Source organism: Pseudonocardia adelaidensis, assembly GCF_039543345.1.
In the GTDB taxonomy this organism is placed as follows: domain Bacteria; phylum Actinomycetota; class Actinomycetes; order Mycobacteriales; family Pseudonocardiaceae; genus Pseudonocardia; species Pseudonocardia adelaidensis.
In genome coordinates, this window is sequence record NZ_BAABJO010000017.1 from 19789 (window position 1) to 41680 (window position 21892).

General features: G+C 73.5%; 22 protein-coding genes. 13 read left to right on the forward strand and 9 right to left on the reverse strand.

Annotated features, from left to right (window positions below; all coding sequences use genetic code 11):
• Window positions 1-41 precede the first annotated feature (41 nt).
• The 5 genes from ABEA81_RS22420 to ABEA81_RS22440 form a co-directional block, all read right to left on the reverse strand.
• A complete protein-coding gene (locus ABEA81_RS22420) occupies window positions 42-2039 on the reverse strand; it encodes a TRAP transporter permease (protein ID WP_345607247.1) in 1998 nt (665 codons plus the stop codon).
• Window positions 2039-2515 (reverse strand): hypothetical protein, encoded by a 477-nt coding sequence (locus ABEA81_RS22425; RefSeq protein WP_345607248.1) that lies wholly within the window; start codon window positions 2513-2515, stop codon window positions 2039-2041. Before ABEA81_RS22425 ends, ABEA81_RS22420 begins: the two co-directional genes overlap by 1 nt.
• A gap of 5 nt (window positions 2516-2520) precedes the next feature.
• Window positions 2521-3507: a TAXI family TRAP transporter solute-binding subunit gene (locus ABEA81_RS22430; protein WP_345607249.1), complete on the reverse strand. Its 987-nt coding sequence runs from the start codon at window positions 3505-3507 to the stop codon at window positions 2521-2523.
• A 133-nt stretch (window positions 3508-3640) separates the two neighbouring features.
• A complete protein-coding gene (locus ABEA81_RS22435; RefSeq protein ID WP_345607250.1) occupies window positions 3641-4591 on the reverse strand; it encodes an aldo/keto reductase in 951 nt (316 codons plus the stop codon).
• A 96-nt stretch (window positions 4592-4687) separates the two neighbouring features.
• Window positions 4688-4951 carry a hypothetical protein gene (locus tag ABEA81_RS22440; RefSeq protein ID WP_345607251.1) on the reverse strand — a complete coding sequence of 88 codons (264 nt, stop codon included), beginning with the start codon at window positions 4949-4951 and terminating at the stop codon, window positions 4688-4690.
• Window positions 4952-5072: 121 nt separating this feature from the next.
• On the opposite strand from ABEA81_RS22440, the gene ABEA81_RS22445 reads away from it, so the two are divergent.
• Window positions 5073-5912 (forward strand): SCO6745 family protein, encoded by an 840-nt coding sequence (locus ABEA81_RS22445; RefSeq protein WP_345607252.1) that lies wholly within the window; start codon window positions 5073-5075, stop codon window positions 5910-5912.
• Between the two features lie 28 nt (window positions 5913-5940).
• Here ABEA81_RS22445 and ABEA81_RS22450 read toward each other — a convergent pair whose 3' ends face one another.
• Window positions 5941-6882, reverse strand: a complete 942-nt coding sequence (locus tag ABEA81_RS22450; RefSeq protein WP_345607253.1) for an N-acetylglucosamine kinase — start codon at window positions 6880-6882, stop codon at window positions 5941-5943.
• A gap of 103 nt (window positions 6883-6985) precedes the next feature.
• Between ABEA81_RS22450 and ABEA81_RS22455 the strand changes: the two genes are divergently transcribed.
• From ABEA81_RS22455 to ABEA81_RS22500, 10 genes are all read left to right on the forward strand, one after another.
• Entirely contained in the window at window positions 6986-7945 is a 960-nt protein-coding gene (locus ABEA81_RS22455; protein ID WP_345607254.1) for a MurR/RpiR family transcriptional regulator, read from the forward strand.
• Window positions 7942-8715: an SIS domain-containing protein gene (locus ABEA81_RS22460; RefSeq protein ID WP_345607255.1), complete on the forward strand. Its 774-nt coding sequence runs from the start codon at window positions 7942-7944 to the stop codon at window positions 8713-8715. The genes ABEA81_RS22455 and ABEA81_RS22460 overlap by 4 nt, the downstream gene beginning before the upstream one ends.
• A gap of 56 nt (window positions 8716-8771) precedes the next feature.
• Window positions 8772-10193, forward strand: coding sequence for an N-acetylglucosamine/diacetylchitobiose ABC transporter substrate-binding protein (ngcE, locus tag ABEA81_RS22465; protein WP_345607257.1), 1422 nt, complete (start codon window positions 8772-8774; stop codon window positions 10191-10193).
• A 14-nt stretch (window positions 10194-10207) separates the two neighbouring features.
• Window positions 10208-11119, forward strand: a complete 912-nt coding sequence (locus ABEA81_RS22470; protein ID WP_345607258.1) for a carbohydrate ABC transporter permease — start codon at window positions 10208-10210, stop codon at window positions 11117-11119.
• 10 nt (window positions 11120-11129) lie between these two features.
• Window positions 11130-12032, forward strand: a complete 903-nt coding sequence (locus tag ABEA81_RS22475) for a carbohydrate ABC transporter permease (protein ID WP_345607259.1) — start codon at window positions 11130-11132, stop codon at window positions 12030-12032.
• A gap of 41 nt (window positions 12033-12073) precedes the next feature.
• Window positions 12074-13222, forward strand: a complete 1149-nt coding sequence (locus ABEA81_RS22480) for an alpha/beta hydrolase (protein ID WP_345607260.1) — start codon at window positions 12074-12076, stop codon at window positions 13220-13222.
• A 20-nt stretch (window positions 13223-13242) separates the two neighbouring features.
• Window positions 13243-13974 carry a maleylpyruvate isomerase family mycothiol-dependent enzyme gene (locus ABEA81_RS22485; protein WP_345607262.1) on the forward strand — a complete coding sequence of 244 codons (732 nt, stop codon included), beginning with the start codon at window positions 13243-13245 and terminating at the stop codon, window positions 13972-13974.
• Window positions 13975-14073: 99 nt separating this feature from the next.
• A complete protein-coding gene (locus tag ABEA81_RS22490) occupies window positions 14074-14817 on the forward strand; it encodes an MBL fold metallo-hydrolase (RefSeq protein ID WP_345607263.1) in 744 nt (247 codons plus the stop codon).
• 16 nt (window positions 14818-14833) lie between these two features.
• Window positions 14834-15355, forward strand: coding sequence for a VOC family protein (locus ABEA81_RS22495; protein WP_345607264.1), 522 nt, complete (start codon window positions 14834-14836; stop codon window positions 15353-15355).
• 91 nt (window positions 15356-15446) lie between these two features.
• Window positions 15447-16661: an LCP family protein gene (locus ABEA81_RS22500; RefSeq protein ID WP_345607265.1), complete on the forward strand. Its 1215-nt coding sequence runs from the start codon at window positions 15447-15449 to the stop codon at window positions 16659-16661.
• Window positions 16662-16670: 9 nt separating this feature from the next.
• On the opposite strand, the gene ku is transcribed toward ABEA81_RS22500, so the two are convergent.
• On the reverse strand, window positions 16671-17573 hold the full coding sequence (ku, locus tag ABEA81_RS22505; protein WP_345607266.1) for a non-homologous end joining protein Ku: 903 nt from the start codon (window positions 17571-17573) through the stop codon (window positions 16671-16673).
• Window positions 17574-17646: 73 nt separating this feature from the next.
• Here ku and ligD point away from each other — a divergent pair, with 73 nt between their 5' ends.
• Both ligD and ABEA81_RS22515 read left to right on the forward strand, forming a co-directional pair.
• Window positions 17647-18558, forward strand: coding sequence for a non-homologous end-joining DNA ligase (gene ligD, locus ABEA81_RS22510; protein WP_345607356.1), 912 nt, complete (start codon window positions 17647-17649; stop codon window positions 18556-18558).
• Window positions 18559-18678: 120 nt separating this feature from the next.
• Window positions 18679-19269, forward strand: coding sequence for a putative glycolipid-binding domain-containing protein (locus ABEA81_RS22515; protein ID WP_345607357.1), 591 nt, complete (start codon window positions 18679-18681; stop codon window positions 19267-19269).
• Window positions 19270-19597: 328 nt separating this feature from the next.
• On the opposite strand, the gene ABEA81_RS22525 is transcribed toward ABEA81_RS22515, so the two are convergent.
• Both ABEA81_RS22525 and ABEA81_RS22530 read right to left on the reverse strand, forming a co-directional pair.
• Window positions 19598-20536 (reverse strand): prephenate dehydrogenase, encoded by a 939-nt coding sequence (locus ABEA81_RS22525; protein ID WP_345607267.1) that lies wholly within the window; start codon window positions 20534-20536, stop codon window positions 19598-19600.
• Window positions 20537-20562: 26 nt separating this feature from the next.
• Window positions 20563-21891, reverse strand: coding sequence for an amidase (locus ABEA81_RS22530; RefSeq protein ID WP_345607268.1), 1329 nt, complete (start codon window positions 21889-21891; stop codon window positions 20563-20565).
• Window position 21892 lies beyond the last annotated feature (1 nt).

Here is a 21892-nt window from a genome sequence, read left to right on the forward strand (position 1 = left end):
GGAAGCACTGCCGTAACCGTCAATGAACAGTTTGGTAACTGCTAGCTGTCGACTTTCGAATGATTGTCGTCCGCTTTCCTTCGACGCCGTACGACGTGCACTCCGATACCGGCCAGCGCCGCCAGCACCCCGATACCCAGCGAGAGCGGCGCCATCACCAGCAGCGCGACCGCCGCCACCGCGAAGAGCACCCGTTCGGGCCAGCCCGCCGGGCCGGAGAGCCACGCCCCGGTGACGACGGCCAGCGCGGCCACCGCCGCCGTGGACGCGACCGCTGCGAGGACCACCGTGCCGACGCCACCCTCCAGCAGCAGCCCCACCCCCTGGGGCGAGAGCACCACGACGAACGGGACCAGGAACGCCGGCAGCGTGTACTTCCAGGTGAGCCACATCGTCGGCACCGGGCGCCCACCCGTGATCGCCGAGGCCGCGAACGGCGACAGGGCCGTCGGCGGCGACACCTCGGAGAGCACCGCGTAGTAGAAGATGAACATCGCCGCCGCGTAGCCGGGCACGCCCACGTTCTGCAGGGCGGGCCCGATGATCACCCACGAGATGATGAAGCTCGCCGTCACCGGCACCGCGAGCCCGAGCAGCACCACCGACACCGCCGAGTAGATCGCGGTCAGCGCGAGGCTGCCGCCCGCGAGCGCCACGATGATCCCGGCGAGCTTCAGCCCGAGCCCGGTGAGCGTCATGACCCCGACGATGATCCCGGCCACCGCCATCACGGGGATCACCGAGAGCGCGCCCGTCGCCCCGCCTGCGAGCGCCTCGCCGATGCGCCGCGGCGTCATCCACATGCCGCGCTCGAGGAAGCTCAGCACGAACGCGAGCGCCGTGGCGTACACGACGGCGCGGAACGGCGTGAGGCCCAGCGCCATGAACACGACGATCGCCACCAGCGAGCTGAAGTGGTAGCCGAACCGCAGCAGCAGTGCGCCCGCCGGGCGCACGTCCAGGTCGATGGCGTGGGTGCGGTAGCGCCGGGCGTCCATCTCCACCGCGAGGATGATCCCCAGGTAGTACAGCAGGGTGGGGATCGTCGCCCAGATCAGCACCTGCAGGTAGGAGACGTTCATCAGCTCGGCGATGATGAACGCCGCCGCGCCCAGCGTCGGCGGGGACAGGATCGCGCCGATGCCCGCGGCCGCGAGCACGGCGCCGCCGTGCTCCTGCGGGTAGCCGGCCTTGCGCAGCATCGGCCACGCCACACCGCCGAGCGTCACGGTGGTGGCCACGCCGGAGCCGGACACCGTGCCGAGCAGGAACCCGGCGAGCGTGACCGTGCGCCCCGGCCCGGCGCCCGACTGGCCGAAGGCCGCGAACGACAGGTCGATGAAGAACCGGGTGGCGCCGGACGCCGTGAGCACCGCGCCGTAGAGCGTGAACAGGATGATGTAGGTGGCGGCGACCTCCATCGGCACGCCGAACACGCCCTGGGTGCCCATCACGTTGTGGCCCACGAGCCGCTCCCAGCCGAAGGACGACGTGGCGAACGGGCCGGGGAAGTACGGGCCGAAGTAGGCGTAGGCGAGGAAGGCGACCACCACCAGCGGCACCAGCAGCCCCACCGTGCGCCGGGCGGCCTCCAGCACCAGCAGGATCGCGAGCGTGCCCATCACCACGTCGAGGTCGGTGGGCACCACGGCGCGTCGGAAGAACGAGTCCCAGTCCGCCACGATGTAGACGAACGGCACGAGCGCCACCACGGCGAGCAGCCAGTCGAGCAGGTGCGGGTTGTCGGTGCCACCGTTCGGGCGAGCCTCCTTCGACCGCCCCCAACCGCGGTAGACCAGGAACGTCATCACCAGCCCCAGCGCGAGGAACGACGGCAGGTACAGCTGCGCGGGCATGGGGTGGAACACCCACCACAGCCCGTACAGCGTGAGGATCGCGCCGAGCACCTGCACCACCCGCAACGGCAGGCCGGACAACCGCCGCGCCGGCTTCTCGGCCTCGTACTCGGCGAGCAGCGCCTCCTCGTCGACGGCGGGCGCCTCGGGTTGGTGTTGGTCGCCGTCGCGTCGTGCGGTCATCAGTGCTCCTCGATGTCGAGAACGACGGTGACCCCGTCGGTGACCAGCGACGGGAGTGGCACCGGCGCGTGTCCGGGCACGAGCAGCGTGCGCTCGCCGAGCGCCGTGGCGGCGATCGACAGCTCGCTGAACACGGGGTGGTCGCGGGGTTCGGCCACCCAGCTGCGCCGGTCGCCGCCCGGCGCCGCGCGCACCGGCCCGGGCACGGCGTAGTACTCCTCCAGCACCGCGAGCTGGTCGGCCGCCAGCTCGACCAGCCCGAACCGCCCTCCGTCGGCCACGCGGTAGCGCTCCTCGGCCACCGTCCCGTAGAGGGAGTTGCGGTAGCTCACGGCGAACTCCGGTGCCGACAGGGGCACCTGCGTGAGGAGCGCTCCGCCACCGTCGCGCACGGTGAGGGCCGGCCCCGGGTCCGTCGCGGCACACCCCGCCCCGAGCAGGCCCGCGGCGAGAACGGCGGCGACTGCACGAAGCACGGTGTCTAGCCTGCGGCCTGCTCGAAGTAGGCCTTGGCACCGGGGCACACGTCGACGAAGCCGACCTCGTCCGCCGTGGCCGGGTCGAGCTCGTTCGCCGCCGGGTGCACGGTGGCGAGCTGCGCCTTGTTCTCGAAGACCGTGCGCGTGATGTCCTGCTGCAGCTGCTGCGGCATGTCCGAGCGCACGATCAGCACGTTGGGCACGACGACCTGCGGGCTCGGCTCGGTCTGGCCCTCGTACGTGCCGGCCGGGATGTCCTCGGTGGCGTAGAAGGGGCCGAACTTCGACGCCAGCTCATCGGTGTACTCCCCGGTGGGGAGCAGCACCATCTGACCCGTCGTCGCCAGGTCGACCAGCGCCCCCGTCGGCAGGCCACCCGACCAGAACCCGGCGTCGATCGTGCCGTCGCGCAGGGCCTGGGCGGTCTCGCCGACCCCGAGCTGGCTCCGCTGGATGTCGGTCTCCGGGTTGATCCCGGCCGCCTCGAGGATCCGCAGCGCGATCACCTCGGTGCCCGAGCCCGGCGAACCGACCGACACGCGCTTCCCGCGCATGTCCGCGATGCTGCGGATGCCGGTGCCGCCCGTGGTGACGGTCTGGGTGAAGTTGTCGTAGAGCTTGCCGAGCGTGCAGACCGTGATCTCCCGGCCCTCGAACTGGGCCTTGCCCGCCACCGCGTCGGCCACCGTGTCGCCGAGCGCGAAGGCGACGTCCGCCCCGCCGTCCTGCACCAGCAGCACGTTGTCGACGGAGGCGTTGGTCTCCTGGGCGGTGGCCGTGATGCCCTGCAGCTTCTCCGACAGCAGCGTGCCCATCGCGCCGCCGTACGGGTAGTAGACGCCCCCGGTGCCGCCGGTGGCGATCGACAGCGATCCGTCCGCTCCCGGCGCCGCGGCCTCCCCGCCCCCGCACGCGGCGAGGAGCAGCGCCCCTGCGGCGACGACGACGGCCCGGCCCCGACGGCCCCGGCTCGTGGTGGTGACGGCCATGACACCTCCTGCTGGGGAGCTGCGTTCGGCGGTGAACGCGATCACTCCATCCGGTGATGCGCAACATCGCATAAGGCGGGGGCTCTGTCCACGCGGCGTGAGCACCTCGACGCCTTGCTGTTGCCTTCGGTCGTCAGCTCCACGCCCGCGACGAACGCGCCGACCAGTAGTCGCCCGGCGCCTCGGCCAGCGCCTCGAGCTCGCCCAGCGCGTCCGCGGACAGCGAGACGGACGCGGCCGCCGCGTTGCTCGCGACCTGGGCCGCGTCGACCGCGCCGGAGAGCACGCACCACGCCCACGGCTGCGCCAGCGCCGCGGCGATGGCGAGCTGGTCCAGCGGGACGCCCAGCTCCGCGGCGAGCGTGACCGCCCGGGGCGGGGCATCCGGAGCCCCCGGGGTGAGCCGCCCGTTGGCCACGGCCTCCTTGACGATCACCCGGGCCCCCGCGTCGGCCGCCTCGGCGAGCGCGGGGCCGACCGAGGGCTCCACCACGTTCCAGGTGGACTGGACGGAGGTGAAGAGCGGCGCCCCGTCGACCCGGATGTCCATGGCCCGGCGCACCGCGTCGGCCTGCGCGGGACCGGACGTGGACACGCCGACCCGCACGCCGTGGTCGCGCAGCCCGGCGAGCGCCCGGTGCAGCTGCGCGTCGTCGAGCACGCCGGTGTCGAGCGTGGCGGAGTGCACGTGGTAGACGGCGAGTCGCGGGCCGAGCAGCGCCGCGGTCTCGGCGAGCTGCTCGGTGAACGCGGCGAGGGAGTGGTCCTTCACCTCGTGCACCGGCGCGTCGAGCCGCCAGTCACCGACGTACCGGTAGCCCCACTTCGACCCGATCTCGACGTCGTCGACCTCGGGGTGGTGGGCCAGCCAGCCGGCGAGGAACTCCTCCGCGCGGCCGTAGGAGCGGGCCACGTCGATGTACCGGATGCCCGCGGCGTACGCGGCGTCGAGAACGGCCTCCGTGCGGGCGCGCAGGTCGGAGACGCTGCGCCGGGCGCCGAGATCGGTGGCGCGGCCCGACGTGATGTAGGCGGGACGTGCGACGGCGGCGAGCCCGATGCCCAGCGCGGTACCGGCCGTCACAGGGGAAGCGTACGCGAGGCGCTCGCACACCAATTTCGTCGCTCGCACACGAACTGCAGTTGGTGTGCGAGCGCGACTGTTGGTGTGCGACCGCGCTCAGTCCGCGGCCGCCAGCGCCTCCTCGCCCGTTGGCGTCAGCCGCACGGGGAGGCGCCCACCGGCCCCGGCCGCGCGGATCATGCCGCCGCGCACGAGCGCGCGGGCGGCCATGTGGTCGCAGCAGGCGAAGCCGTCGATGAAGAAGTCGGGCTCGACGCTCCCGGTGCACTCGACCCGGCCATCGGCCACGGCGTGCAGCAGCCGCAGGTCGCGGCGGGACAAGCCGGTGGTGGGGTCGTCGACCAGTGCCGCTCGCATCATGCCTCCACGTGCTCCGCTGACCTGCCAAGGACGATACAGATCGTTCAACAATCCGGCAATACTTTGATTCTCCATTTTTGGTCGCTTGTGGGACCGCAGCCGGGGCCTGTAGACCGCAGGCATGACCGAACGGGCGCTCCTGGAGCGCGAGCTGTGGCGAACCCTGGAGGCGGTGCACGCGGTCGTGTACTTCACGCCCGACGCGAAGGCGGCGTACGGGGCGCTCGGCCTGCGCGGGTACTGGATGGGCTACTTCGCCTCCCGTTCCGCGGCGCTCGGCTCGCCCGGACCGCGGCTGGTCACCGCGCTCTTCTACGGGTTCGCACCGCGCATGGTGGAGCGGGCACTGCCCGATGCGTGGGGCTTCGCCGATCCCGAGGGGGTGCTCGACGCCCGGCTGGAGCTCGCCCGGTCGGCGCTCGCCCCGCACGCGGGCGATGGGCTCGACGGCGCGGCCGACCTGCTCACCTCCGTGCTCGCGGCGCTCGACGTCTCCGGACGGCCGCTCGCGGCCGCGCACCTGGACGTCCCGGTGCCGGCCGACCCGCTCTCCCGGATCTGGCACGCCGCGACCGTCCTGCGCGAGTACCGCGGCGACGGCCACGTCGCCGAGCTCGTCTCCGCCCAGGTCGACGGCGTGGAGTGCCATCGCCTGCACGGGGGGTCGCTGGTCTCGCAGCAGCGGGAGTTCCGGGGGTGGACCGAGGAGGAGTGGGCCGCCGCGGGCGAGCGGCTGCGCGCCCGCGGCCTGGTCGACGCGGCAGGTGAGCAGACGCCGCGCGGCCGCGAGCTGCGCACGGGGATCGAGCGCGGCACCGATCGGTCGGCCGCGGCCGCCCTGCGCACGCTCGACGACGGTGGGCTGCGGGTGCTGCGCGACGTCCTCGGTCCCGTCGCGCGGTCGCTGGCGACGGCGGGCGCGGTGCCCTACCCGAACGCGATGGGCGTGGCGCGGCCCTGACCGCCCGCCGGCCCGCACGGCGCCGCGATCAGCGCCCGGCGATCGACGACACGTACGGCTGGGCCGCCAGCCATGCCGCCGCCCTGGCCGGGTCGCCCGCCACGCGCACGCAACCGGGCCAGCGTTCCTCCAGGGCCGACCGGGTGCGGTCGCCGACCGGAGTGGGCCCGCCGACCACGCTGCCTGCCAGGACGATCGGCGTGCGCGCGTCACCCCGGACTGCCGCGACCGCGGCGACCAGCGCGTCGGCTGCGCGCGCGACGATGCCCACCGCCACCGCGTCCCCGGCTGTCGCGGCGGCGCTGACCTGCGGCGCGAGCCGCGCCAGCGCGATCGGCGGCTCGCGGTGGACGGCGGCAACCACCCGCTCGGCACCCCGGCGCCCCGCGCCCGGGTGCAGTGGCGCGCCCAGGAGTGCGGCGGTGACGGCCGGCAGGAGCGCGGTGGGGGCGCCCCGGCCGTCCAGGGCGGCGAGCGCGGCGCGCACGGCCTCGCGACCGAGCCAGACACCCGACCCCTCGTCGCCCACGAGCCAGCCGTGGCAGTCGGCCACCTCCGCCTCACGGCGCGCCACGATCCGCACGGCGCCCGCGCCCGTGCCCGAGACGAGGACCGTGCCGTCCGGCCGTGCCGTGCCCGCCGCGAAGGCCGTGACGACATCCCCGACGACGTGCGTCGGGCACGCCAGCCCGGCCCCGCGGGCCAGCTCGGCGAGCCGGGCGGCGAGGGCGTCCGCGCCGCTCGCGCCCAGTCCGGCCAGCCCCAGCACCAGTCCCCGCACGTCAGCGGCGGGGAGCCCGGCGAGCGCGGCGCGGAGCGTTCCGGCGAGTGCGTCGAGCGCCCGGTCGGGAGCGTGCGAGACGGGGTTGGCGCCGGCGCCCACCGCGGCGCCGCGCAGCGCTCCGGTGGCCTCGACGACGGCGGCGCGGGAGCGGCTCCCGCCCGCGTCCATCCCGACGTACAGGGCCATGCCGTTACCCCCTCGTTGCAGAAACGTCTTACCGGAGCCTTGACAGTTCACCTGGTGTGGTGGAAATTTTCACCCACTCCGCCCAGGCTTGAAAGGTTTGCCGATGGCAGTGCCAGCCGGGTCCGAACCGCCGGTAGAGGCGGGAACGGGTCAGCTGCTCGCCCACCTGCGCAGCGTGCTGCCCGGCCTCGCCGGCGCACTGCGCCAGGTGGGGAACGTGATCCTCGAGGACCCGGCGTGGGCATCCCGCGCCACGATCGTCGAGCTCGGCGAGCGCAGCGGGACGTCGCCGGCCACCGTCACCCGCTTCTGCCGCAGCCTCGGCCTCGGCGGCTACACGGAGCTGCGCGTCGGGATCGCCACCGACATCGGCCGTGCCGACCAGGCCGGCTGGGAGGTCGGCATCGGCGCCGACGTCCTGCCAACCGATCCGCTCGACCGCGTGCTGCGCACCCTGCTCGCCGTCGACCTGCAAGGGATGCACGAGACGGCCGCCGGGCTCGACCTGCGCACGGTCGAGACCGTGATCGAGGCGCTCGTCGCCGCCCGCCGGGTCGACATGTACGGCGTGGGTCACAGCGCCGCCGTGCTCGAGGACATGCAGATGCGGATGCACCGGATCGGCATCGCCTCGTGGACCTGGTCCGACGTGCACGCCGGGCTCATGAGCGCCGCGCAGCTCGGCCGGCGGGACGTGGCGATCGCGCTCTCGCACAGCGGCCGTTCCACCGAGACCGTCGACATGCTCGCGCAGGCGAGGGCGAGCGGCGCCACCACGGTGGCGATCACGAACTTCTCGACCGCCCCGATCGCGGACGTCGCCGAGCACCTGCTGTGCACCTCGGTGCGCGAGACCTCGTACCGGTCGGGGGAGATGTCGGCCCGGCATTCTCAGTTCCTCGTGCTCGACCTGCTCTACCTCGCCGTCGCCCAGCGCACGCACGAGCGCGCGACGCAGACGTGGACGCGCGCGGCCGCTGCCGTCGCACCGCACCGCTCGCCCTACGAGACCCGCGCCCGTCGGGGCGCGGAGACCGAGCCCGCACGCGGAGGGGCCCGATGACGGTCGACGGCACCACGCGGGAGGCGGTCTCGGCGGCAGCCTTCGCCGCGGCCGCCGAGGAGGCGGTGCGGCGGGTGGCCCGGGATCAGGCGTCCGGCGTCGCGGCCGCCGCGGACCTGGTGGTCGAGGGCCTGCGCGCCGGCGGGGTCGTGCAGGCCTTCGGCACCGGGCACTCGCAGGCCCTCGCCATGGAGATCAGCGGTCGGGCGGGCGGGCTCGTCCCGACGAACATGATCGCCCTGCGCGACCTCGTGCTCCTCGGCGGTGAGCCGCCGGAGCTGCTGTACGCCCAGCACCTCGAGCGCGACCCCGCGGTCGGCCGCAGGCTCTACGACCTCGCGGGCGTGTCGCCGTCGGACGTGTTCGTGATGGCGTCGAACTCCGGTGGCAACGGATCCGTGGTCGAGCTCGCGCACGTCGTCAAGGAGCACGGCCACCCGCTGGTCGTCATCACGTCGATGGCGCACACCGGGCGGGTGACGTCGCGGCACCCGTCGGGGCTGCGCCTGTACGAGCTGGCGGACGTCGTGCTCGACAACGGCGCACCCTACGGTGACGCAGTCCTCGCCACGGGTGGCATCACCGTCTGCGCGATCTCGTCCATCACGGCGGCGCTGCTGGCGCAGATGATCGTCGCCGAGGTGGTGCGCGCGATGCTCGCCGCGGGCGAGACGCCACCCGTCTACCTGTCGTCCAACGTCCCCGAGGGCGACGCGCACAACGACGCGCTCGAAGCGCGGTACGCGGGACGCATCCGCCGCCCCGCCTGAGGAAGTCCGGCCGCCGTGGCCGTCGCAGCAGGAGAACTGATGAAGAGGAGGCAGTCATGACAGGGCCCCGTCCCGGACTCGACCGCAGGCAGTTCCTGAGGCAGGCGGCCGTCGGGCTGTTCGCCGTGTCGAGCGCAGGCGTGCTCTCGGCGTGCGCCACGGGCGGTGGCGGCCCCACCACCTCGGCCCAGGGCGACGTGAGCGCGCAGAACCCGCTCGGCGTCGCGGCCGACGCCGGGCTCGACGTGGTGATCTTCAAGGGCGGGTACGGCGACGAGTACGCGCTGTTCCACGAGGAGCTCTACAAGAAGGCCTACCCGAGCGCCGCCATCAAGCACACCGCCACCACGCAGATCGCGCAGGAGATGCAGCCGCGGTTCGTGGCGGGCAACCCGCCGGACGTGCTGGACGACTCGGGCGCCCAGAAGATCGACTACGCGACGCTCGCCGCCGAGGGGCAGTGCGCCGACCTCGCTCCGCTCCTCGACGCCCCGACCTTGGACGACCCGAACACCAAGATCCGCGACATCCTCCTGCCCGGCGTGCTCGAGCAGGGCACCTACGGCGGCAAGTTCCTCATGCTGAACTACGTCTACGCCGCGTTCCCCATGTGGTACTCGAAGCCGCTGTTCGAGCAGCACGGCTGGCAGCTGCCCACCACCCTCGACGAGATGATGGCGCTCTGCGAGCAGATCAAGGCCGCAGGCATCTCGCCGTGGGCGTACGGGGGCACGAACGCCGCCGACTACGTCTTCGACCTCTCGCTCGGCATGTCCGTCAAGCAGGGCGGGCCGGACGTCGCCAAGAAGATCGACAACCTCGAGCCGGGCGCGTGGCAGCAGGACGTCGTGGTCGCCGGGGTGCAGGCGATCGAGGAGATGGTCCGCAAGGGCTACTTCATGCCGGGGTCGGAGGGCCTCAAGCACACCGAGGCGCAGACCGCGTGGGTGCAGGGCAAGGCGGCCTTCTACGTCTCCGGCTCCTGGCTGGAGAACGAGATGAAGGGGATCGCGCCGCCGGACTTCACGATGACGGCCGCCCCGGTGCCCGTGCTCGACGCCGGCTCGGCGCTGCCGGTCGCGGCGCTGCGCACCCAGCCCACCGAGGCGTTCATCGTGCCGGCGCGGGCGAAGAACGTGAACGGCGGGCTGGAGTACCTGCGGCTCATGATGTCCAAGGAGGGCGCGTCGAAGTTCGCCGAGCTCACCGCCTCGGTCCCGAGCGTGAAGGGCGCCGACGCCGGTGCCGCGGCGACGCCCGCGCTGCAGTCCGTCACGGCCGCCCTGGACGCCGCGGGCAGCGACGTCTTCTCCTGGCAGATCAACACCTGGTACGTGAACTTCTGGAAGTCGGTGCTGCAGCAGCAGCTCGGCAACCTGCTCGCCGGCCGGATCGACGCGAACACGTTCATCTCCACCGTGCAGTCGGAGTCCGACAAGCTCGCCGCCGACCAGAACGTGCCCAAGTTCCAGCGCTGAGCGGAGCTCCATCGATGCGTTACGGAAAGTACCGGTTCATCGCGAGCTTCCTCGCGGTCCCGCTGCTGCTCTACATCGTGTTCGTGGTGTCGCCGTACCTGCAGGCGCTCTACATCTCGATGACCGACTGGCGGGGCTTCTCGGCCAACCGGAACTTCGTCGGGCTGGCGAACTACGCGGAGCTGCTCGGCGACGGGCGGTTCTGGCGGGCGATGTGGCACAACGCGCTGCTGCTGGTCGTCGTGCCGGTCGTGACGCTCGCGATCGCGCTGTTCCTCGCCGCCATGACCACGGTGGCGGGGCGGCGCGGCTCCGTCGGGCGCGGGGGGGTGCGGGGTTCGCGATTCTACCAGGTCGTGTTCGTCTTCCCGCACGTCGTGCCGCTGGTGATCGCGGGCGTGCTGTTCGGGTTCTTCTACAACCCGGAGGCGGGCCTGCTGAACGGCCTGCTGCGGCTGCTCGGGTTCGACGGGCTCACCCGCGCGTGGCTCGGGGACACGACGTTCGCGCTGCCGTCCGTGATGGCCGTGCTGATCTGGAGCTTCGTGGGCTTCTTCTACGTCGTGCTCAGCGCGGCGATGAAGTCGCTGCCCACGGAGGTGTTCGAGGCGGCCGTGCTGGACGGCGCCGGCGGGATCCGGACGTTCGTGAGCATCACGCTCCCGATGCTCACGGACAGCATCAAGTCCTCGTACATCTACCTCGGGATCCTGATGCTCGACGGCTTCGCGCTGCTGCAGGTGATGCTGCCCGACGGCGGTCCGGACGGCTCTACCGAGGTGGTGGCCCAGTACCTGTACCGCGCGGCGTTCACCGACGGCCGGTTCGGCTACGCGTCGGCCATCGGCGTGGCGCTCTGCGTGGTGACGCTGGCGCTGGCGGTCGTGGTCCTGCGCATGGGCCGCCGCGAGCGAGTCGAGTTCTGAGGAGACCGGATTGTCCATCGACACGCGCACCCCGGCGGCCACCCCGCCGCGGTCGCCCGCCCGGCGCACACCGGAGGGCGGCTCGGCGGGCGAGCGCGGCCTGAGGGGCGTATCGCACGGGCTGCTCGTCGTCTGGGTGCTGCTGGGCGTGGTGCCCCTGCTGTGGGCGGTGCTCACCAGCTTCAAGTCCGACCGCGAGATCTTCACGAGCCCGTGGAGCCCGCCCACGGAGTGGCACCTCGACAACTTCGTACGCGCCTGGACCACGGCGAACATCGGCCGCTACTTCCTCAACAGCGCGATCGTCGTCTGCGCGGCGGTGGTGCTGGTGATGCTGCTCGGCGCGATGGTGGCCTACGTGCTGGCCCGGTACGACTTCCCCGGCCGCAACGCGATCTACTACACCCTCGTGGCCGGGATGACGTTCCCGATCTTCCTGGCGCTCGTGCCGCTGTTCTTCGTCGTGCAGAACCTCGGCATGCTCGGCACCTACCACGGGTTGATCCTCGTCTACACGGCGTACGCGCTGCCGTTCACGGTGTTCTTCCTCACGAGCTTCTTCCGGACGCTGCCGGGCGCGCTCGTCGAGGCGGCGATGCTCGACGGCTGCTCGCACGCCGGCGCGTTCTTCCGGATCATGCTGCCGCTGGCCAGGCCGGGGATGATCAGCGTCGGCATCCTCAACTTCTTCGGCCTGTGGAACCAGTTCCTGTTGCCGCTGGTGCTCATGCCCGACCAGGACCGGTACGTGCTCTCCCAGGGGCTCGCCGTGCTGGCGGCCAACCAGGGCTACCGCTCCGACTGGAGCGCGCTGTTCGCCGGCCTGGTGATCGCGCTGCTCCCGGTGCTCGCGGTGTACATCGCGTTCCAGCGGCGGATCCAGGACGGTCTCGCCGTGGGTGCGCTGAAGTAGCGCAGCCGGTAATCCCGCGCCCCGCGGCGTACCGTTCAGGTGTGATCGGCGAGAAGGTGCGCGTGCAGGCGCTGCGGTGGGTGTTCCGCGTCCTGTTCGGGTTGCCGAGACCGGTCAAACGCCTGCTCGCCGGCCGCGCGATCTCGGTGGACGACCAGGAGCTCGACCTCGACCTGCAGCTCCTCGGCCGGGTCGATCGGCTGCTCGCCAGCAAGGACGGCGGCACGGTCGACCGGGCAACGCTCGCGGAGCAGCGCCGCCAGGCCGACGTCGCCGCCGACCTCGTGGCCGACGCACTCCTCGCGCACATCGAGACGCGCGACCTGCAGGTGCCGGGAGCGGTCGGGCCGCTGCCCGCCCGGCTGTACGTGCCACCCGCGGTGCCCGACACCCGCTCGTTGATGATCTACTTCCACGGCGGCGGCTTCGTCATGGGCAGCGTCGCCTCCACCGACCCGCTCTGCCGGCTGCTCGCCGCCCAGTCCGGGGTGCGCGTGCTCTCGGTGGAGTACCGGCTGGCGCCCGAGCACCCGTACCCGGCCGCGCTGGAGGACTCGCTCTCGGCGTTCCGCGCCGTCCGGGCGGACGCCGCGGCGTTCGGGGCCCAGCCGGACCTGATCGCGGTCGGCGGCGACAGCGCGGGCGCCAACCTCGCGCTCGTGGTGGCCCACCAGCAGGCCGTCCTCGGCGGCCCGCTGCCGGCGTTCGTGCTCGCGCTCTACCCCGTCACGGACGCCGAGCGCAGCGGCGGGTCGCGGGAGCTGTTCGGCACCGGGTTCGGGCTCACCGCCGACCTGCTGCGCGAGCTCGAGCGCATGTACCTGCCCGACGGCGTGCCCACCGACGACACGCGCGGCGCGATCCTGCGCGCCACCGACCTGTCCGGCATGCCGCCGGTGTACCTCGCGACGGCGGGCTTCGACCCGCTGCGCGACGAGGGCGAGCAGCTCGCCGCCCGCCTGCGTGACGCCGGCGTGCCGGTGGTCGCCCGGCGCTTCCCGGGCCTGGTGCACGGCTACGCCAGCTTCACCGCGCTCAGCGCCACCGCCCGGGACGCCACGCTCGACGCCGCCAGCGCGCTGCGCGCCGGCCTCGGCCTGGTGGCCGCCCGGGGTGCGGCACGGGGGCGGCGCCTGCGCATGCCGGAGCTGCGCCGGGCCGCGCGCCCCGATCCGCTCGCCGGGGGCTGATCGCGGCCTAGGATCCGTGCGTGGATCGCCGTGACGCCGCAGTGACGCTGCCGTGGATGGGCTCGGGAACCGAGCTGATCACCCGCGCCGTCGACGCCCTCCCCGACGACGCGCTGCGCGCCCCGAGCGCGCTGCCCGGCTGGAGCCGGGCCCACGTCGTGGCCCACGTCGCGCGCAACGCCGAGGCGCTCACCCGCCTCGCCACCTGGGCCCGCACCGGCGTCGAGACCCCGATGTACCCGTCCCGGGAGCACCGGGCCGCGGAGATCGAGTCGTCGGCGCAGGCGCCGGTCGACGTGCTGCGCGCCGAGCTCGTCACCACCGCGGAGGAGCTCGACGCCGCCCTCGCCGCGCTCGACGACATCACGTGGCGGGCGGAGGTGCGCAGCGCGCTCGGCCGGCCGATCCCGGCCGCCGAGATCCCCTGGATGCGGGTGCGCGAGGTGTGGCTGCACGCGGTGGACCTGGATGCCGGGGTCTCGGTCGCGGACGTCGCCCCCGACGTCGTGGACACCCTCCTCGACGACTCCACCGGCACTCTCTCGGCTGCGGATGGGTGTCCCTCCGCCGTGCTGGCGCCCGGCGACCGGGAGCGGACCTGGACGCTCGGCCCGGCCTCCGACCACCCCGTGCAGATCCGCGGCTCGGCCGCACAGGTGCTGGGCTGGCTGGTGGGCCGCGGCGGCACCGTCGAGGCCGTGGCGGCGGACGGCGCACCCACGGTGGTCCCGGCGCCTCCGCGCTGGTTGTAGACGCGGCCGCGTGCGCAGCGGTGCCCCCGCAGGGCCCACGGACCCTGCGCCGACGCCGGCCAACGCGCGGACCGGTCTCCCGGGTGGCACAGTGCTGCTGTGGAGATCACGTTCATCGGCAGCGGTGACGCCTTCGGCAGCGGTGGCCGCTTCCAGACGTGCATCCGGGTGCGGGCGGAGGGGGCCACCGCCCTCGTCGACTGCGGGGCCACGAGCCTCACGGCGATGCGCGCCCAGGGCGTCGACCCGGGCGAGGTCGGGGCCGTCGTCATCACCCACCTGCACGGCGACCACTTCGGCGGGCTGCCGTTCCTCGTCCTCGACGGCCAGTTCACCCGGCGGACGGCGCCGCTCACCGTGTTCGGCCCGGTGGGTACCCGCGACCGGCTGCACACCGCGATGGAGACGCTCTACCCCGGCTCCACCGGCGTCCCGCGGCGATTCGAGGTGGAGGTCGTCGAGCTGGACGGGGCGGGTGGCACCCGACCCCACGGGCCGTTCTCCCTGCGCAGCTGGGAGGTCGACCACGCCAGCGGGGCACCGGCGCTCGCGGTGCGGGTCGACGCGGGCGCACACGGCTTCGGCTACTCGGGCGACACCGCGTGGACACCCGCGCTCGGCGCGGCCGCGGACGGGGCGGACGTCTTCGCCTGCGAGGCCTATACCTGGGATCAGCAGGTGCGCTACCACCTCGACTACCGCACGCTGCGCGAGCATGCTGGCGAGTTGGCGGCGGGCCGGCTGGTCCTGACGCACATGGGGCCGAAGATGCTGGCCCGGTTGCGTGAGGCCGAGCACGCCGCCGCCGTCGACGGACTCGTCCTCGACGCCGGGATGCTCTAGGAGAAGGGACGATCGGATGCCACAGCCGCAGGGAGCCGAGCTCGAGGCGATCCGGGCCCGCCGGGCGGAGCTCAAGGAGCGCTATCTCGTCGAGCCCGCGAAGCGCCCGGAGTCCACCGTGCAGGGCGTGCACCACCTCGCGCTGATCTGCCGCGACGTCGAGGAGACGATCCGGTTCTACCAGGAGTTGCTCGGGTTCCCGCTGGTCGAGCTGTTGGAGAACCGCGACTACGCCGGCTCCAGCCACTTCTTCTTCGACATCGGGAACGGCAACCTGCTGGGCTTCTTCGACTTCCCGGGGCACGACCACCCGGACTTCTCCGAGACGATCGGCGCGGTCCAGCACCTCGCGCTCTCCACGTCGCCGGAGGAGTTCGCGGCCGCGAAGGAGCGCCTGGACGCGGCGGGCATCTCCTACCTCGGCCCGGACCGGGGGGTGGAGAACAGCCTGTACATCCGCGACCCCAACGGCGTGGGGCTCGAGTTCTACTGCGAGAAGCTGGGCTTCTTCGAGGGGGAGCCGCTGCTCTCCTCCTGACACCCGCCCGGCGCGTCGATGGAACCGGACAGGCCACTCATGCGTCCCTGTTGGTGGAAGACGTGTACACCGAACGCGACGGGTGGGGAGCATGGACGACTTCCGCGGCCGCGGTGGCCCGCCACCGCCTCGACCTCCCGGGCCGGGGCGCCGCGGTGGCGCGCCCCAGTGGGGGCAGCCGGGGCGACCGCACCCGGGGCGACCCTATCCACCCCCGCCGCCCGCGCAGGGCGCGGGCTACCCGCCGACGGCGGCCCCGCGACGCCCGCGTCCCCTGCAGCGCACGGCGTTGCTGCCGGCCCAGCGCCGCCGGAGCCCGCAGGGTGCCGTCGGCGCGCCGCCGCGGCGGCCTGCTCGGCCGCGACCCGTCCGGCGCAGGCCGCGCTGGGGGCGGCGCCTGGGCATCGCGCTGCTGGCCCTCGTGGTGCTGGTGGCCGGCTTCGCGTTGTACGTCGACGGCTCGCTCGCCAGGGTGCCCGCGCTGCCGTCGGACAGCGCGGCGTCGTCGGAGGGCACGAACTGGCTGATCGTCGGCTCCGACAGCAGGGCGAACCTCACCGCCGAGCAGCGCAAGGAGTACGCAACCGGCGACCCGGAGTCGGAGCTCACCGACACGATCATGCTGCTGCACACCGGGAGCGGCCCCACCACGCTGGTCAGCATCCCGCGTGACTCCATCGTCGACATCCCCGGCAAGGGCCGTCACAAGATCAACTCGGCGTACGGGCGCGGCGGTGGCGCCGAGGGCGGCGGACCGGAGCTGCTCGTCAGCACCGTCGAGAAGGCCACCGGCCTGCGCATCGACCACTACATCGAGATCGGGTTCCTCGGCATCGTCTCCGTGGTCGACGCGGTGGGCGGCGTCGAGATGTGCGTCCCGGAGTCGATCAAGGATCCCAAGGCCGCACTGGACATCAAGGCCGGCTGCCAGACCCTCGACGAGGCCACCGCGCTGGGCTACGTGCGCACCAGGGCCACGGCGTCGTCCGACTTCGGGCGCGTGGAACGCCAGCGCGCGTTCATCTCCGCGTTGCTCGACAAGGCCACGAGTCCGGCCACGCTGTTCAACCCGTTCCGGACGATCCCGCTCGCCACCGGCCTGTCCGGCTCGATCGCGGTGGACCGCAGCACGCACGTCTGGCACCTCGCCCAGCTGGGCCTGGCGATGCGCGGGCTGTCCGACGGGATCTCGACCACCGTCCCGGTGCGGGACGGCGTGGTCAACTGGGACAAGACCCGCTCGAAGGCCCTGTTCGACGCGCTGAAGGCCGACGAACGCCCGCCGGACAACGCACTGGGGCCCTGACCGCCCGCGTCAGGCGGGCTTGCGGCGCTTGCGGGGGGCCTCGTCGTCGTCCTTCTTCCGCGAGGACGGCTTCCGCGCCGGCGGTTTCTTCTCCGCCGGTTCCTCCGGTGCCTCGGCCGGCGTGCCGCTCGCGGCCCGGGCGGCCTCCACGCTCGCCTGCAGGGCGCTGAGCAGGTCCGTCATGCTGTCCGGGCCCTCTTCGCGCCTCTCGGCCGCCGGGGCGGGCCGGGTGTCGCCCGTGGTGCGCTTGCGCTCGATCAGCTCGACGACCGCGTCGCGGTACTCGTCCTGGAACTGCGTGGGGTCGAAGTCGGCCCCGAGGCTCTCCACGAGCGAGGCGGCCATCGTGAGTTCCTGGGGGCGCAGCTCGACCTCGGCGTCGAGGATGTCGAACTCCGGCTCGCGCACCTCGTCGGGCCACAGCATGGTCTGCAGCACGATCGCCTTGTCGCGCACGCGCAGCAGCGCGACGCTCTCCCGCTGCCGCAACGCGACCTTGACGACCGCCATCCGGTCGGTCTGCACGAGCGCCTCGCGCAGCAGCGCGTACGGCTTGGCCGCCTTGGCCTCCGGCTCGAGGTAGTAGCTCTTGTCGAACAGCAGCGGGTCGATCTGGTCGGCCGGGACGAACTCGATCACATCGATCTCGTGCCCCGACTTCGTGGGCAGCGAGTCGAGGTCCTCCTCGTCGAGGGTGATCAGCTCGCCGTCGTCCGTCTCGTAGCCCTTGACGATGTCGGCGTACTCGACCTCCGCGCCGTCGATCGAACAGGTGCGCTTGTACTTGATCCGCCCACCGTCGGCGGCGTGCACCTGGTGGAACCTGATGTCGTGGTTGGACGTGGCCGAGTAGGCCTTCACCGGCACGCTCACCAGCCCGAACGACACCGCGCCGCTCCACATCGCGCGCATGCGCGCCCCCGTTTCCTCCGTGTTCCGCGACTCGTTGCGCGACTCTTGGTGTCAGCATGGCGGCGTGCAGCCCATGCTCGCCACCCCCGGCGCCCTTCCGAGCGGCCCGCAGTGGCTGTTCGAGGTGAAATGGGACGGCATGCGGTTGCTCGCCGACGTCGCCGACGGCCGGGTCCGGCTGTCCAGCCGCAGCGAACGCGACGTCACGGCGAACTTCCCGGAGCTCGCCGCGCTCACCGACCTCGCGCCCGACGTCCTCCTCGACGGCGAGGTGGTGCTCCTGGAGAACGGCGTGCCCAGCTTCGCGGCGCTCGCCGACCGGATGCACGGCCCGGTGGCGCCGCGGGTCGCGCAGGCCCGGCCCGTCACGTTCATGGTGTTCGACGTGCTCCGGCTCTACGGCGTGCCGCTGCTGGAGCGCCCGTTCGCGGAGCGTCGCGGCACCCTCGAACGCCTCGACACCGCCTCCGTCCCGGTGCTGTCGCTCTCCCCGATCTACACCGACGGGGTGGCACTGTTCGACGCCACCCGGGAGCGGGGGATGGAGGGAATCGTCGCCAAGCGGCGCGACGGGGTGTACCGGCCCGGTCGCCGCAGCCCCAGCTGGACGAAGATCACCCACCGGCACTCCCAGGCCTGCCTGGTGGGCGGGTGGCGACCGGAGCGCAGCGGTTCGAACCGGATCGGTGCGCTGCTGCTCGGCGTGCCCGACGGCGGCGGCCTGCGGTACGTCGGCCGCGTCGGCTCTGGCCTCGCGGGCGAGCGCGTGCAGCGGCTCCTGCGGGAGCGGCTGACCCAGGTGGGGGCCGCGCCGTTCGCCGCGCCGCTGCCGCGCGCGGAAGCGGCGGGCGCCCGGTGGTGCGAGCCCGACACGGTCGTCGAGGTGAGCCACACCGGCTGGACCGACGCCGCGCGGCTGTGGCACCCGGTGTTCCGCGGGGTGCGCGACGATCTGGACCCCGCACACGTGGAGTTCGAGGGCTGAACGGCCGAGAATGGCGGCGTCCGCTCACGCGCGGCGACGAGGAGGCCACGTGCAGCGATCATGTATGCCGCAAGGTCACGACAGGCGCGGCGCTCGGCTACGGTGGCTCCGGTGACGACGATGCTGACGTGGCAGGCCGAGGACGGCCACGGCCTCGAGGGCGTGCGCATGATTCCCGGTCACGGCGGGTTCCGGGCGCTCGGGCGGATGGTGCGCGTCGAACCGGACGGCGGCGGCTTCACCTCCTCCTACCGGCTCGTGGTCGGTGAGGACGGCACGCTCACCCGGCTCTCGGTCACCAGCGCCACCGCCGAGCGGGAACGTCATCTCACGATCAACCGCACCGACGACGGGGTCTGGCTGCTCGACACCGGCTCCGGCACCGGCGCCGTCCGCGACGACTGCGCGGGCGCGGTCGACGTCGACCTCGCGTTCAGCCCGATGTTCAACGCGATCCCGATCCGCAGGCTCGGCCTGCACCGGCAGTCGGGCGAGCACACCCTGCCGATGGTGTTCGTGTCGCTGCCCGAGCTCGAGGTGCGCGTGGTCGAGCAGACCTACCGCACCGTGTCGGAGCTGGACGAGGGCACCGGCCACGCCGAGATCGGGTTCCGGTGGGGCGACTTCACCGCCGACCTCGTGGTCGACGCCGACGGTGTCGTGACGACCTATCCGGGGCTCGCCCGCCGGCTGGAGCCTGCCCCCAGCTGAACTGGCCGGTCGGTGTCCTGCCGATGACCTCGACCCGCCGTAGATCGTCGATCAAGGCTGATCGACGTGAAGAAGGTGCGCTGGGCGGCGCTGGCTGCCGTTCCGCTCGGTCTGCGCGTCGTACACGTCGAGCGCGCGCCGCCGTGACGCACGCGGCGACTCGTGGGTGAGGAGCCCGACCCGCGCCGACCGCGACCGGTGCACGCGGCCCGTGTCGGGCTCGAGCACCCCGGCGAGCACCGCGAGCAGGCTGGACCTCCCGGAGCCGTTGGGCCCGCCACCAAGATCTCGCAGCGCGGTCCTCGTGATTCCAGGCCCCGCCGTGATCTCAGGCCCAGCCGACCACGGCGTCCCCGCGACGGCCGATCTCCCGCAGCTCGCCGGGCGTGGTGCCCCGCCGCACCCGCACGTGCTGCGGGTTCCGGGCCGCGGCCCACCGGAGGCGGCCCTCGTGGCCCGCCCGGACGGTCGCCGCCAGCCCTCCGGTGGAAGCGAGCGCGCCGCGCATCGCGCCGAGGCGGCCCAGCGCGTCGTCCACGGCGGCGAGCAGCGCGTCCCGGTTGCCCTCGCACATCGCGAGCACGAGCTCGGGGCGGGTGCCGGCCACCCGCGTGCCGTCGGCGAACGAGGAGGCTGCCAGCGCGAGCGGCAGGTCGTCCTCGCCCGCGGCGCCCACGGCAGCGAGCACGGCGGCGAACAGGTGCGGCAGGTGCGACACCCGAGCCACCGCGAGGTCGTGCTCGTCGGACGCCGCCGGGACCACGCGGGATCCACAGTCCCACGCCAGCTCGGCGACGTCGGCCCACACGTCGAGGTCGATGCCGTCGTCGGCGGCGACCACCCACGACGCATCGGCGAACAGCTCGGCGTTCCCGGCGGCCCAACCCGACTCCGCGGTGCCCGCCATCGGATGCCCGCCGACGTACCGGGCACGCGGTGCGATCCGGGCCACGGCGTCGGCCACCGCGACCTTGACGCTCACCGCGTCGGTGAGCCGGCACGTGGGCGCCACCGCAGCCACCCGGCGCAGCACGCCGTCGAGGGCCGGCAGCGGGACGGCCAGCACCACGAGTGCGTCCGCCTCGGCGGCCCGGCGCAGCGCGGCGTCGGTGTCGGTGCCGACGTCGAACCCGTCGGTGCGCGCCTCCGCCGCGGTCCCGTCCGACGCGCTGGTGCCCCAGACGGTCCGCCCGGCCTTGTCCGCGGCCCGCATCAGCGACCCGCCGATCAACCCGGCGCCGATCACGCACACCGCCCGCTCCGTCACGCCGCGGAACGGTACGCGGCCCGCCCTCAGCCGCGGGTGAGCGCCCCCGCCACGCGCAGGACCCCGCGCTCCTCCAGGCGCACGCCGACGATCTGGACGCCCGCCGGGAGGCCGCCGTCGGTCACCTCGCCGGGCACGGAGGCGGCGGGCCAGCCGGTGAGGTTGAACGGCAGGGTGAGCCCGAGCAGCTGGGGGCGGACCGGCACGTCCGCGCCGTTGACGGTCACGTCGGTCGCCCCGATCGGGGTGGCGCGCAGCCGGGTGGTGGGCAGCAGCAGGACGTCGAGGTGGGCGACGGCCGCGCGCAGGGCCGCCTTGAGGCGGCGCCGCGTGCGCAGCGCGTCGACGTAGGCCCGCGCCGGCTGGTCGGCGAACGGCAGCAGCCGTTCGCGCGTGATCGGTTGGTAGTCCTGCGGCCGGTCGGCGAGCCACTGCGCATGGGTGGCGTAGGCCTCGGCGCCGACGATCACCGGGTACGTGGCGGCGAGCTCCTCGATCATCGGCGTCTTCACCTCGTGCAGCTGCGCCCCGCGGGCCTGCAGCCGGGCCGCCGCGGCGTCGACGGCATCGGCGAGGGCCGGATCGAGCGGGCGCCAGTACTCGTCGGTGAGCAGGCCGACCCGCACGCCCCCCACGCCGGGGGACTGGATGCCGCCGCCGGTGCCGTCCGGCCGGCTCAGCACGTCCCATGCGACGGACGCCGCGTGCACGTCCGCGGCGAGCACGCCGACGTGGTCGAGCGACTCCGAGAGCGGGAAGCACCCCTCGGTCGGGAGCGCGCCGAACGCCGGCTTGAGCCCGACGACGCCGCAGAGCGCGGCCGGGGTGCGCACGCTCGCGCCGGTGTCGGTGCCGAGCGCGAGCGGCAGGTGCCCCGCGCCGACGGCGGCCGCGGGGCCCGACGACGAGCCCCCGGTGATCCGTGACGGGTCGTGCGGGTTGCGCGCGGGCCCGGTGGCGGCGACGTCGCCCGTGGGGCCGTAGGCGAACTCGTGGGTGTGCAGCTTCGCGACGACAACGGCGCCGGCCTCGCGCAACCGGGCGACCACCGGTGCGTCGGCCGTGGCGGGCGGCGCGTCGGCGAGGACGTTCGACCCCGCGCGGGTCGGGAGACCGGCCACGTCGATCAGGTCCTTCACGCCGACCGCGACCCCGTGCAACGGGCCGCGCCACTCCCCGCGGGCGAGCTCGGCGTCCCGCTCGGCGGCCGCGGCCAGCGCGCGTTCGGCGTCCAGGGCTATGACGGCGTTGCAGGTGTCGGCGGCGAGCCGGTCCAGGACGTCCCGGACGTGCTCGGTGGCGGAGAGCTCCCGGGAGCGCAGGGACATGCCGAGTTCGCGGAGATCAGGCAGCACC